This is a genomic window from Imperialibacter roseus (assembly GCF_032999765.1).
GTDB classification, from domain to species: Bacteria; Bacteroidota; Bacteroidia; order Cytophagales; family Cyclobacteriaceae; genus Imperialibacter; species Imperialibacter roseus.
The window spans coordinates 1,093,700-1,106,169 of the sequence record NZ_CP136051.1 but is presented as its reverse complement, the minus strand read 5'-3'; the positions used below and the strand labels follow the sequence as shown (position 1 = coordinate 1,106,169).

The following is a 12,470-nucleotide window of genomic DNA, read 5'->3' as shown; positions in this document are numbered from 1 at the left end:
AGATACCAACCTCTTTAATCCTTAGGAAAAAACACCTCCACCTTGTCGTGCATAGTATACAGCCGAAACTTTGAACCATCCGGCACCAGTATACCGCTGGATCGGTTCTCCCCCATAATGGGATTGCCCGCATACTTCGTCCAGTGCACCAGGTCCTTAGATGCCGCCACGTTGGTTGACCACTCGTGCCAGTCTTCAAAGGCAGTGCCGTGGTAGTAGGCATAATACGTTCCGTTGTACTTGACAATCTGATTAACCGCTAAGCCATACTTATCATATACCTCAGGCCCCATTTCTATAACGGGCTCGTCCGGCACATTGGTCCAAACCTGAAGGTCTTTGGAAGTAGCCAGCCAGATACCCAAATCGTTGCGTTCGTAAAATAGGTGCCACACATCATTCTCACGCCAAACGGTAGGCGTGCCGTAAGGCCCCTCGCTAAGTGGCTCTCCATTCACTTGCCGAATATCCAGCGAGCCATGATCCGTCCAACGAATACCATCCGACGAAGAAAGACGATGGGCTATATCCCCCCTGCCTTCAGCAAACATCTGGTACACACCGTCCACTTTTATCACCATCATGTCTTCTGTCCAGCTCCCATCAAATACAGGATTGCCAGGATAGCGATCCCAATTGATTCCGTCAGCAGAAGTGGCGTACCCAAGCGACAATGTCTTGTTCTCAGTCTGAAAGCCTGTATACCACATTTTATAGATGCTATCCTCCTTCAGTATATAACCCCGTTCCCTGATGTGCTCATCCCAGGTATTCTGGCCAGTGCCGCTAAAAATCGGATTGTCAGGGTAGTCACTGAAATCGATCAGTTCGGCTGGGAATTCAAGCGACTCCTCCTTTTGGTTGGCTTCTGTTGGTTGCCTATTTGAGCCGCCACAACTCAGCAAAAACGTGCAGGCAATAGCTATTAATGGCTGATATGTTTTCATCTTTTTCACTATGAGCAAGGAATTTAACTTTTTATGAATGAATTAGAATAATTGATCGAGAAACTTCTTTTTCCTACTTTTACATTAGATGCATATACAACTAATATGAAGACGCCCAATTCGCTGGAAGAAAATCTACTATTTCAGATCAGTGAAGTGGCGAAGCTGCTACATAAGAGGCTTACAATAGCTTTCGAGGAAGGTGGGTTCGATGTTACGCCTGAGCAGTTTTCAATACTGGCCCTGCTATGGTACAAGGAAGGCATCAATCAGCAGGACATCGCCAACGAGTTGAGGAGAGACAAGACAACCATTGCCCGAATTATTAGCAATATGATCAACAGGAATCTGATTATTAAAATACCAGATCAGCTCGACAAGCGGAACAACCTCATTTACCTGACAAAAAAAGGAAAAGAATTGCAGACGGAAATGGTAGCTACTTCGGGTAAGGTCTATGTACAAACCATGCAGCGACTGTCGGCAAAAGACGTAGCCGTGAGTTTGTCGGTGTTAAAACAAATAACAAAAAACTTTGAATGATTTTCTTTCAGTCAATTGGTTGTATTACCCACTATTTAAGTTTCCATACATGAAAAGCTCTATTAAAACCACTGCCATTTGGATAGCCTTATCAATGCTAATGCTTGTGCTCTGGATCGTAGGTTTAATCATTGGCAATATCCTCTTTCCCAGTGATCTGATGAAGGCGTCAAACGGGTCGGGAGATGATGGACTGCCAATCATGTTACTCATTTGTGGCCTTAATACGGCCGCTATTATGTACTTTATTCACCGAACGCACCGCTGGGGCTGGCACCTGGTGTTTACCCTTGCCCTTGTGTTTTTCAGCATTCAGTATTTTATGTCACAAATCGAAACACTTTGGTTCAACGACAGCCTCAAGATGGAACTGAACAGCATTTGGGCATTGGTGGCAGGAGGTGCAATCTCCTCCACGCTGTTTTCCGTTCTTGCGGTATGGACAACAGGAAACTTCAAAAAAGAGGAACAACTAGCGTCAAAAGGTGAGATGATGCCTTTTTCCAATACCTTAACAATGACAGCACTGATGGCAATAGTCATCTGGCCTTTGATCTACTTTCTGGCCGGCTACTTCATTGCCTGGCAGTTTGAAGAAGTTCGCATTTACTATTCGGGCAGCAGCGAAAAAGCCTCCTTCCTGTTCATGATGAAAGAGAATATCGCTTCACATCTGTATTCTTTTCAGGTGCTGAGAGGTATACTGTGGACACTCATTGCTCTTCTTGTGTTTCGCTCTATCAAGGGTAAATGGGTGGGGAAAGGTATAGTACTTGCGCTTCTGCTTAGCATTGTTGGTTGCGGTCAACTACTGCTCCCCAACCCTATCATGCCCGAACCTGTGAGGCTGGCCCATCTTCTGGAAACCTCTCTTTCAGGAGTAGTACTTGGCATGGTGATGGCGTGGCTCTTTACCAGCACTTCGCCAAAGAAAGCTGTTGAACCGTTGGCTTGACAAAACCATAAAATGAATCGACGTTTTAAGAATTAGCCCTAAATTGCTTCTCTTGCATCCCATCTTTGCAGTATGAACAATGAATTATTAAGGCATACAGTGGCTGCGATCAGGTACCGGCTGACAAAGGCCATCGCCCAGACTTCGGATGGCTTTGGGGAGTACAAAGTCAGTGCTCATACCCGAACACCCAATGAAATCATCAACCATATGACGGATTTGGCTTTGAAGGCAACAATGATGGTAGAAGAAGGCCATTTTAACAGCCCTGCTCCGCCCTCACTCACTTTTACAAAAGAGGTTGCCCGATTCAATGACAGCTTAACTGCCCTTAGCCGGGTGCTGGAAGCAAAAGAGCTGGATCCTTCTCTTGTGAAAAAGTTACTGCAAGGGCCGATCCTCGATATGGCCACACACGTGGGGCAAATAGCCATGCTCAATGGGCTCAATGGAAACAAAGTGCCTAACGAAAATTACTTTGCTGCTGATCTGAAAAACATCCACCCGGAAGAGTAGAAAACAACCCCGCCACCGTTCATCCTTCATTATTTTCGCTGCTCCTTTCTGTATTTTAATTGAATAGCACTTGGTGTAATTTGACCTCAATTACTACTTGTTAAGGTTCATTAATTAATCGAAAACTGTATATGAAAATGACTTACAACCCAAAAATGCCCTGGCAGGGTTTTTTGCTGGCTTTGGTTGTCCTGATGGGCACCACCGACGCTTTTAGCCAGCGACGAGGAAGCAGCTCTGCTCCGGCAACTACCAAATTTGATGAATCACTGTATTCTGCATTAGAATGGCGCTCCATTGGGCCTTTCAGAGGTGGCCGAGCCGCAACAGTGACAGGAGTGCCCAATAAGCCCAATCTCTTTTACATGGGTGCAACCGGCGGTGGCGTTTGGAAAACAACCGACGGCGGCCAGCGCTGGGAGAATATCTCAGACGGATTCTTCGGAGGCTCCATTGGCGCAGTAGCCGTGAGTGAATACGACAACAACGTGATTTACGTCGGTGGCGGAGAAGGTACGGTGAGGGGTAACGTTTCTGACGGCCAGTTTGGCATCATGAAATCTACCGACGCCGGCAAAACCTGGACAGACATGGGGCTACCCAATGCACTACATATTCCGAGAATAAGAATACACCCAAAAAATCCGGACTTGGTATACGCTGCTGTGTTGGGCGATATCTGGAAGTCTTCAGCAGACCGTGGTGTTTACCGCTCTAAAGACGGTGGTAAAAGCTGGGAAAAAGTGCTTTTTGCAAATGCAGATGCTGGTGCCGTGGACATTTCCATGGATCCGGGGAACCCGAGAGTCCTTTTTGCCACTACGTGGAGATTCAATCGCTCACCTTATGGTTTCGATAGCGGTGGGGAAGGTTCTGCCCTTTGGAAATCAACTGACGGCGGTGACACCTGGAAAAACATCTCGACCAACAAAGGTTTGCCATCTGGCATCTGGGGTATCGCCGGCGTATCTGTGTCGCCGGTTAATTCCAACAGAGTGTTTGCTATCATAGAAAATGACAAAGGTGGTGTATACCGTTCCGATGATGGTGGAGACAACTGGAGTTTGATCAACAGCGACCGTAGCCTTCGTCAGCGTGCCTGGTATTACACTAAGATATATGCCGACACCGAAAACGAAGACATCGTTTATGTAATGAACGTGAACTTTCACAAGTCGAAAGACGGTGGCAAGACCTACGAAGAGTACGAAACCCCGCATGGCGACCATCACGATCTTTGGATAGCGCCCGATGACCACAACAGAATTATCGTTGCAGACGATGGCGGCGCACAGGTGAGCTTCGACGCCGGCGACAACTGGTCTACCTACATGAACCAGCCAACTTCACAGTTTTATCGTGTTGTAACTGATAACAGTTTTCCTTATCGTATCTATGGTGCTCAGCAGGACAATTCAACTGTAAGAATTCGCCACAGAGTGGATGGGCCTGCCATCACCGAAAGCGACTGGGAAGAAACTGCCGGTGGTGAAAGTGCGCACATTGCACCTGATCCTGACAATAATGATATCGTGTATGGGGGTAGCTATGGCGGATACCTTACGAGAGTTAATCATGCCTCAGCAGAAGAAAGAAACATCAACGTGTGGCCCGACAACCCAATGGGTCATGGTGCTGAAGGCATGAGGTTCCGTTTTCAGTGGAACTTCCCGATCTTCTTTTCTCCCCACAACAGTAACAAGCTTTACACGACCTCCAACCAGGTACACGTAAGCTACAACGAAGGCCAAAGCTGGGAAACCATCAGCCCTGACCTCACCAGAGCTGAACCAGAAAAGTTAGGCCCTGCGGGTGGCCCAATCACCAAAGACAACACAGCGGTGGAGTACTATGCCACTATCTTCACAGCGGTTGAATCGCCTTTTGAAAAGGATCTTATATGGACAGGCTCTGACGACGGGCTGGTGCACGTGACCAAAGACGCCGGAAAAACATGGGAAAATGTAACACCTCCCACAGCACCTAAATATGTGATGTGGAACAGCATCGACCCCGACCCCTTCACAAAAGGTGGGGCTTACCTGGCTGGTACGCAATACAAAATAGGTGATTTCAAACCATACCTTTTCAAGACAGAAGACTACGGCAAAACCTGGAAGCAAATCACCAGTGGCATCAACCCCTCACACTTCACCCGTGTGGTGAGGGCCGATCCAAAGCGCAAAGGCTTGCTGTATGCAGGTACGGAGTCAGGCATGTACATCTCGTTTGATGACGGTGCCAGCTGGTCCACATTTCAGTTGAACCTGCCTACGGTGCCAATCACCGACTTGACCATCAAAAACGACAACCTGATTGCTGCAACCCAGGGAAGAAGCTTCTGGTTGATCGACGATTTAACACCTTTGCATCAGCTTAACAGCACGGTGGCGGCAGCCGACGTGCACCTGTTTAAGCCAATAGACAGTTACCGCATGGGGGGCTTTGCATGGCGTGTGCCTTCCGGCGCTGGCAAAAACCACCACAATGGCGTACAGTTTTTCTTTTCACTCAAGAACGAACCCGGCGAAAAGGACACTGTGACATTGGAAGTAATGGAAGCCGACGGCGACCTGATCAAGAAGTTCTCTACTGTATCGAAAGAGCGTGGCGAAAAGCTGACTGTGAAGAAAGGTGGCAACACCTTTGTTTGGAATATGCAATATCCAGCTCCGGAAGGCTTCGATGGCTTGATCATGTGGGCGGCTCGTTTGAGTGGGCCAAAAGCAGTGCCGGGCACCTACAAAGCCAGGCTTACCGCCAATGGAAAGACCAGCGAAACTGAGTTCACCATTTTGAAAGACCCACGTACGGAAGGCACTGTGGCCGACATCCAGGCTCAGTTCGACTTCATACAGGGAGTAAACGCCAAAATGACGGAAACTCACCAAACAATTAAGGACATTCGCTCTGCCCGTGTGCAAATGAATGACCTGAAAGAAAGGCTGGGCAAAGAGGATGCTTACAAAGAGCTGATTGAGTCCATCAACGAGATCAACAAGAAGATGACAGCTGTAGAAGAAGAGCTCTACCAGACCAAAAACCGCAGTGGTCAGGATCCGTTGAACTACCCCATCAGGCTGAACAACAAGCTGGGGCACCTGAGCTCTGTAGCCAATAGCAGCGACTATAAGCCCACAGACCAGACCATTGCTGTGAAAACAGAAATTGAGTCGGCCATCAATGAGCAGCTTAGCAAGTGGGAGCAAATCAAGAACAGCGATATCCCTCAGCTAAACGAAAAGGCTAAGCAGAAAGGCGTAGAAGCCGTGATGCTGAAAAAAGGCGACGCTTCAAGCATGTAACAAAGTATTTGAATTGAAATAGTAAGAAAACCGGAGAGCTTAGCTTTCCGGTTTTTTTATTCATTTCCCTGCCGCCCAGAAAATAGCGTTTCTAAACATGGTGGTATAGGCGTCGTTGTCCAATAAGAGAGGTGAATGCCCCATGAAAATATAGACGTTTCTTGCTTTCATCTTCTCATTCGTCCACACCACAGGATGGTCTCCCATTTTGATTTCAGAGTCAGGTGTATATGTGGCTTCATCCACAGAGGCCAGCACCTTCACATTAGGCCGGGGGCTTTGGTTGTAGGTATACCACTCTTCTTTTTTGACCCGGAACCGTCCTGGCAACCCTTTCATCACCGGATGTTCTTTTGTTTCGACCCAAACGTCTGCTTCGGCAAAAGTAGCTATGTAGTTTTGATACCTGATGCCGCCCATGAAGTCTGAAAACCAGTCCCACATGGGGTAACCGTCAAACTCACCGAGTAAAGTAGCATGATGGAAGCCTATCCAGCCACCCCTGCCCTCTTCAATGTAGCCTACAAAAGCTGCTGCAGCCTCCTCTTTCCAACCATAGGGCGGATAGTCGAGCTGGATAAGTAGCTGGTAGTTGGCCAAAAAAGCTTCGTCGATCGTATCAGTAGAAGTAATGAAATCCATCGCCAAAGAGTTGTCTGCCGCTAGCTGCTTCAGCCAGGGAACTGCCGCATCGGTGTACTCCCGGTGGTGACCACTGTTTTCGTAGAGCACCAGGGCCTTGAATTGAGTATCATCGCTTCCTTGACTCGCCAGCAGATCAAGAGACCCCGAAAAAAAGCAGCTAAGCATTACGCTAATCAATACGGTTCTCACGGCCAATTTTACTGTTAGTTAGAAAGAAAGTCGCAATGTCTCATACAACAATGAATTCAGCACCTTAATTTATTTCAATGATTTTTTTTACTTTGATATAATCACAAGACTACAAGAATGACCACTATAAAGATAAAGAAAACTGATAGCTCCTGGAAGAAAACAAGTTTTGAAGACCCGGGGGATTTATTGGACTACCTCCTTGAAAATTTTCAGATCGGAAAACTTCTCCCTCTTTCGAAGGAAGATGCAACAGAAAAAAGAAAAAAAGATTGCGAAGAGGTGGAGACAATGAATGATGAAGACTTTATCGATATCAGATGAAGGTTGTAGAGAAGTCTGAAAAAGTGCTTCAATATCTTCAGGAAAGAAATCTTGTTAAACCCTATATTAAAGCTAAACTACTGCTCGAAAACGGCAGACCTTCAGTCTGCCATTTTCAAAAAATGCCACCCGAAACACCTCGAAATTTACTATTTCAGGATCAATAAAAAATACAGAGCAATCGGACATTTCAAAGGAGATCTTTTTGTGGTGACTGAAATATCAGATCATCAAGAGTAGGAGGTAGCCAATGAAGTTCTTACTGCATTTCGGCGTAATAATTGCCGTCCAACATATCCTCTTGGCATTTAATAAGGGTAATTGATATATTTAGTGAGTGTGTCAAACACTGCTAAAAAACACCCGCTATGAACAACCCCGATTCCCTCCAACGCCGTGATTTCCTGAAAAAATCAAGCCTTGCTGCTGCCGGAGCATTGCTGGCAGCCAATGCGCCTTTCGACCTTTCAGCTTTCCCTGCTTCACAAAACAAACTACCCCAATGGAAAGGCTTCAACCTTCTCGACTTCTTCTCACCCAACCCGGCCAATGGCCGTGAGGGCACCAAAGAAGAATACTTCAAATGGATGGCCGATTGGGGTTTTGACTTTGTGAGAATACCGATGGCGTATCCCTCTTACCTTAAATTCGACCGCAGCCGAAACATACTGCCGGAAGAAGTTCGCAACATAGATACTGAGGCGACCGATAAAATTGAAGAGCTGGTGTACCTGGCACACAAGTACAAACTGCATGTGAGCCTCAACCTGCATCGGGGCCCCGGCTACTGTGTAAATGCCGGCTTCCATGAGCCTTACAATTTGTGGACCGATCAGCAAGCACTTGACGACTTCTGCTTTCACTGGAACTTTTGGGCCACCCGGTTCAAAAATGTCTCGAAAAAGAAAATAAGCTTTGACCTGCTCAATGAGCCCAGCAACAGGGAAGACATGAACGACCAGCACTCCAAAAGAGGGCCGGTGCCAGGCGATGTCTACCGCAAAATGGCCATCGCAGCTTCCGAAGCTATCAAAAGCGTCAACAAAAAGCACCTGATCATTGCAGACGGGAACAATACAGGCAGCACCGTCATTCCCGAAATCGCCGACCTCGACATTGCCCAAAGCTGTCGGGGTTACACACCTGGCATTGTGTCGCACTACAAAGCGCCCTGGGCCATGAAAGACATTGATAACCTGCCGGAAGTGAAATGGCCCGGCCAGGTGGGCGACCAATTCCTGAGCAGAGAAATGCTCGAGAAATTTTACGAGCCATGGATTGCACTGAAAAACCAGGGCGTGGGTGTGCACTGCGGCGAATGTGGCTGCTTCAACAAAACGCCCCACGATGTACTCCTCGCCTGGTTTGGCGACGTGTTGGATATTCTGCACACCAACCAAATAGGCTTTGCCCTGTGGGAATTTAAAGGTAGCTTCGGTATCCTCAATTCAGGCAGGGAAGATGTTGGCTACGAAGACTGGTACGGACTAAAACTTGATAGAAAATTGCTTAACTTACTGACAAAGAACGTGTAGCAACGAATGAAAAGCGTCATCCTCTTTGCAATATTTACTGCTCAAAGCATTGTTTGCTTCGGGCAGTCCGACTTTAGCTTTGGGTTCAAAGGAGGGTTGGGGTACAGCGGCTGGGGCAAAACACCTTCCGACGACAGTCCGGAAGCAGCATACACTCCAACCAATGCCAAAGCACTGGGCATTTTTGCCAGTTACAAATTACCCTACCGGTTAAGGGGTACGGCGGAAGCTACCTTTCTTCAATCTGGCAGCCACTACAGAAATGAGTCGGCCGTTTCCAGTTCATTTGTTGGTGCGCCGTCCAACGCAGCAGAAGTGACCTACAAGGTTTCGAGAGTTTACGCCCCTATTCGGATATCTTATGACATCCTCAATACTAAGGTAACGCCCTACGTGAGCTGGGGATTCGGGCCATCCTTTGTGCAGCAGGCGTCAAGGAGTCACCGTGACGATCTGTCACCAAATGAACAGTCTGAGAACTTGAACCTGGAGGCACCCTACAACAGCAAGCTACGCCTTGCTTTCCCAATGATTTCCAGCGTAGGCATCAGGGTATTCGAGAGGCTCACTTTGGAGGCATCAGTCATCCTGGGGAAAAAGTTCTATTATCGATTCCAGGCCGACGATGCAGTTTGCTACGAAGGCTGTGCGCCACCAGAACTCAGCTACAACAACAGGGTGATCATGTTCGCCGCCGCCTACAACATCCTGCCTTAACACCCTGCTTACATTATCTTTTTGTGAAGTCGCCGCTGCTTTGGTGCCTTTGCTCTATTTTTAAGCATTGATAAGCCAACCATACGATGACCAAACGCATTGCCCTTTTTTTACTGTTTGCTGCCCTTGCAGTTGTTTCTGAAAGCTGCACCTCTGGCAAAAAGCAAGAGTCATATGTATTACTCATCTCCTTCGATGGCTTTCGGCATGATTATGTCAACACATTCCAGCCTCCCCATTTCCTGGAGTTTATCAAGGAAGGAACAGCGGCCAAGGCCATGATTCCTTCGTTCCCCAGCAAAACCTTCCCTAATCACTACACCATCGTCACCGGCATGTATCCGGGCCATCATGGTCTGGTCGACAACACATTTTATGATTCTACACAAAACGTGGTTTATACCATGGGCAAACGGGAGCTGGTCCAGGACGCTTTTTATTATGGAGGCCTTCCTCTCTGGCAACTGGCGCAGCAGCACGGGTTGAAGTCGGCTTCGTATTTTTGGGTGGGCTCAGAAGCGCCGGTAGCGGGATCTTATCCCGACTACTATGAGATATACGATGGTGATGTTCCTAACGAGGCACGCATCAATAAGGTGGTGGAATGGCTTCAATTGCCTGAATCCGAAAGACCCAGGTTCATTTCTTTATATTTTTCGCTAGTGGATAGTGAAGGGCATAATTCCGGCCCTAATTCTGAAAAATTGAAAGAAACCGTGCTGGAAGCGGATCGGTTGCTGGGCATCATCGATGAGAAAATAAGCCGCATCGGATTACCGGTCAACATTATAGTAACATCTGACCACGGAATGTATGAAATGCAGGAAACACCGGAAACCTTTGTTTATCTGGACAGCCTGTTTGCGCCAGAGGACAGTATCAGGTTTGCCAATAGCGGACCAATCGTTCATGTGTACGAAGATGATAGTGCTTCAAGGGAACATGTTTTGCAGACCTTGCTAGCCAGGGAAACTTTCTTTAAAGTGTACAGGAGGGAAGAAACACCGGAAAAATGGCATTATAATAAACACTCAAGAATCGGTGATCTGTTGTTGGTTATGGAACAGGGCCACTACTTCAGAAACGGATCACCAGATACCTCGAAAGCCTCCATGGCTACCCCCTGGGGCGTGCATGGTTTTGATCCTAATGTCACTCCGGAAATGGGGGCTATTTTCTATGCAAAAGGCCCGAATATCCGGAAGGGAATAACAATCCCTCCATTTGAAAATGTTCACGTCTATCCACTGGCAGCCAGGATACTTGGCCTCGAAGTACCTGCGAACATCGACGGGGACTTGTCGGTATTATTACCAATCTACCAGGAATAAACTATTGCATCACTGATATGCCGGCAGCTTTGTACGATAACAACAACTCCGTCGGTGCTGCCTTGTCAGCGACCAGGTGGTGGTACAAGCCGTGGTTGGCAAATTGCAGATAGCTATCCTTCTCCAGTTTTGATGCATCGCAAAGCAGATAGGTTTGCACAGCCCGTTGTGCCATCGCCAGCGTGATGGAAGCCTCCTTCTCGCCGCTGGCACTCAGGCCGTTGGCCAGCGAAAAGCCATCTACTCCCACAAAAGCTTTATCGGCTGTGTAGCGAGCAATATGCTCCAGCGCCATGCTACCATGCACTGCTTTCCTTCCGGCATCTATTTCTCCGCCAGCAAGGTTGATCGTGAAGCCTGGCTGGCCTAAAAGCTCCGTCACTATCGGAAGAGAATTGGTGATAATGGTTAGCTTTTCAAGCCGCCTTAAATGCTTGCACATTTGAAACACGGTGCTGCCGCAATCCATGAAAACAACGTCTCCAGTTTTCACGTAAGAAGCAGCCAGCTTGCCTATGGATGCCTTCGCTGCATTGCTTCTCAACTCTTTTTGATGGAAACTCGTACTTTCTGGCAGCATAGCCCCGCCATGGGTGCGAACCAGTAGTCCCTTTTCGGAAAGAGCTACCAGGTCTCTTCGTATGGTAATGTCCGAGGTCTCGAACAGGTCGGCCAGTTCCTTCACCGACAACTCCTCTCCCGCCTTCAATTGCTCAAGTATTCCTTTTTGCCGTGCCTTACTACTCATGAAGTTCTTTTTTGTAAAGATAGAAGAGAATAATTGAAAATGATTGTTTTATGATTACTTTTGATCGATAATTGATTGATATATGAATAACCCGAACATTAAGATAGACAAGAAAGAGTTGCTTTCCGGCAACTGGTACAAGCTTTACAAGGTCGACTTCCAGATCAAAGGAAAGGCAGGCGAATGGCTTAGCCAGTCGAGAGAGTGCTATGACAGAGGAAATGGGGCAACCATTTTGCTTTATAACACCGAACAAAAAACAGTGATACTTACCCAACAGTTTCGCATGCCCACCTACGTGAATGGCAACGAGACAGGAATGATGATCGAAGCGTGCGCTGGTCTTTTAGATGCAGATAGCCCGGAAGAGTGCATTCGCAGGGAAACAGAGGAAGAAACGGGTTACAAGATCAGCCAGCCAGAGAAGGTATTTGAACTCTACATGAGTCCTGGGTCGGTCACTGAGATCCTGTACTTTTTCATTGCCAGGTACACCAAAGAACAAAAAGTAAGCGACGGTGGAGGCGTGGATGAGCACGAAGACATTGATGTGCTGGAGGTTCCTTTTGCGAAAGCCCTCGAAATGATCAAAACCAGTGAAATCAAAGACGCTAAGACGGTGATTTTGTTACAGCATTTACGATTAAGCGAAAGATTAAACTAGGTACAGGCTTCGACCGAACAACACCAGAGAGCCTCCATCAGGGCGGCACAT

12 protein-coding genes are annotated in these 12,470 nt (G+C 47.4%); 9 read left to right on the top strand and 3 right to left on the bottom strand.

The window, feature by feature from the left end; genetic code table 11:
• Positions 1-14: 14 nt before the first annotated feature.
• Positions 15-947, bottom strand: a complete 933-nt coding sequence (locus RT717_RS04805) for a glycoside hydrolase family protein (protein ID WP_317490596.1) — start codon at positions 945-947, stop codon at positions 15-17.
• A gap of 105 nt (positions 948-1,052) precedes the next feature.
• On the opposite strand from RT717_RS04805, the gene RT717_RS04800 reads away from it, so the two are divergent.
• From RT717_RS04800 to RT717_RS04785, 4 genes are all read left to right on the top strand, one after another.
• Positions 1,053-1,490, top strand: a complete 438-nt coding sequence (locus tag RT717_RS04800) for a MarR family winged helix-turn-helix transcriptional regulator (RefSeq protein WP_317490595.1) — start codon at positions 1,053-1,055, stop codon at positions 1,488-1,490.
• 49 nt (positions 1,491-1,539) lie between these two features.
• Entirely contained in the window at positions 1,540-2,445 is a 906-nt protein-coding gene (locus RT717_RS04795; protein WP_317490594.1) for a hypothetical protein, read from the top strand.
• A 72-nt stretch (positions 2,446-2,517) separates the two neighbouring features.
• The gene (locus RT717_RS04790; RefSeq protein ID WP_317490593.1) at positions 2,518-2,961 is read left to right on the top strand and encodes a hypothetical protein; all 444 of its coding nucleotides are present in this window, start codon (positions 2,518-2,520) and stop codon (positions 2,959-2,961) included.
• Positions 2,962-3,098: 137 nt separating this feature from the next.
• Positions 3,099-6,266, top strand: coding sequence for a WD40/YVTN/BNR-like repeat-containing protein (locus RT717_RS04785; RefSeq protein WP_317490592.1), 3,168 nt, complete (start codon positions 3,099-3,101; stop codon positions 6,264-6,266).
• A gap of 60 nt (positions 6,267-6,326) precedes the next feature.
• Here the strand turns inward: RT717_RS04785 and RT717_RS04780 are convergent, their stop codons facing one another.
• Complete coding sequence (locus RT717_RS04780; RefSeq protein ID WP_317490591.1) at positions 6,327-7,100, bottom strand: ThuA domain-containing protein; 774 nt, start codon at positions 7,098-7,100, stop codon at positions 6,327-6,329.
• A 117-nt stretch (positions 7,101-7,217) separates the two neighbouring features.
• Between RT717_RS04780 and RT717_RS04775 the strand changes: the two genes are divergently transcribed.
• The 4 genes from RT717_RS04775 to RT717_RS04760 all read left to right on the top strand — a co-directional run bounded on the left by RT717_RS04775 (position 7,218) and on the right by RT717_RS04760 (position 11,007).
• Entirely contained in the window at positions 7,218-7,424 is a 207-nt protein-coding gene (locus tag RT717_RS04775) for a hypothetical protein (protein ID WP_317490590.1), read from the top strand.
• Between the two features lie 368 nt (positions 7,425-7,792).
• On the top strand, positions 7,793-8,959 hold the full coding sequence (locus RT717_RS04770) for a glycoside hydrolase family 5 protein (protein ID WP_317490589.1): 1,167 nt from the start codon (positions 7,793-7,795) through the stop codon (positions 8,957-8,959).
• A 6-nt stretch (positions 8,960-8,965) separates the two neighbouring features.
• On the top strand, positions 8,966-9,676 hold the full coding sequence (locus RT717_RS04765; protein ID WP_317490588.1) for a hypothetical protein: 711 nt from the start codon (positions 8,966-8,968) through the stop codon (positions 9,674-9,676).
• A gap of 86 nt (positions 9,677-9,762) precedes the next feature.
• Complete coding sequence (locus RT717_RS04760; RefSeq protein ID WP_317490587.1) at positions 9,763-11,007, top strand: alkaline phosphatase family protein; 1,245 nt, start codon at positions 9,763-9,765, stop codon at positions 11,005-11,007.
• A gap of 1 nt (position 11,008) precedes the next feature.
• Here RT717_RS04760 and RT717_RS04755 read toward each other — a convergent pair whose 3' ends face one another.
• A complete protein-coding gene (locus RT717_RS04755; RefSeq protein WP_317490586.1) occupies positions 11,009-11,755 on the bottom strand; it encodes a DeoR/GlpR family DNA-binding transcription regulator in 747 nt (248 codons plus the stop codon).
• An 82-nt stretch (positions 11,756-11,837) separates the two neighbouring features.
• Between RT717_RS04755 and nudK the strand changes: the two genes are divergently transcribed.
• Entirely contained in the window at positions 11,838-12,419 is a 582-nt protein-coding gene (gene nudK / locus RT717_RS04750; protein WP_317490585.1) for a GDP-mannose pyrophosphatase NudK, read from the top strand.
• Positions 12,420-12,470: the final 51 nt, after the last annotated feature.

Coding starts and splice junctions, on each gene's coding strand:
- RT717_RS04775 (WP_317490590.1), top strand. CDS start 7,218: ATGACCACTATAAAGATAAAGAAAACTGATAGCTCCTGGAAGAAAACA.
- RT717_RS04785 (WP_317490592.1), top strand. CDS start 3,099: ATGACTTACAACCCAAAAATGCCCTGGCAGGGTTTTTTGCTGGCTTTG.
- RT717_RS04795 (WP_317490594.1), top strand. CDS start 1,540: ATGAAAAGCTCTATTAAAACCACTGCCATTTGGATAGCCTTATCAATG.
- RT717_RS04805 (WP_317490596.1), bottom strand. CDS start 947: ATGAAAACATATCAGCCATTAATAGCTATTGCCTGCACGTTTTTGCTG.
- RT717_RS04760 (WP_317490587.1), top strand. CDS start 9,763: ATGACCAAACGCATTGCCCTTTTTTTACTGTTTGCTGCCCTTGCAGTT.
- RT717_RS04770 (WP_317490589.1), top strand. CDS start 7,793: ATGAACAACCCCGATTCCCTCCAACGCCGTGATTTCCTGAAAAAATCA.
- RT717_RS04765 (WP_317490588.1), top strand. CDS start 8,966: ATGAAAAGCGTCATCCTCTTTGCAATATTTACTGCTCAAAGCATTGTT.
- RT717_RS04790 (WP_317490593.1), top strand. CDS start 2,518: ATGAACAATGAATTATTAAGGCATACAGTGGCTGCGATCAGGTACCGG.
- nudK (WP_317490585.1), top strand. CDS start 11,838: ATGAATAACCCGAACATTAAGATAGACAAGAAAGAGTTGCTTTCCGGC.
- RT717_RS04755 (WP_317490586.1), bottom strand. CDS start 11,755: ATGAGTAGTAAGGCACGGCAAAAAGGAATACTTGAGCAATTGAAGGCG.
- RT717_RS04800 (WP_317490595.1), top strand. CDS start 1,053: ATGAAGACGCCCAATTCGCTGGAAGAAAATCTACTATTTCAGATCAGT.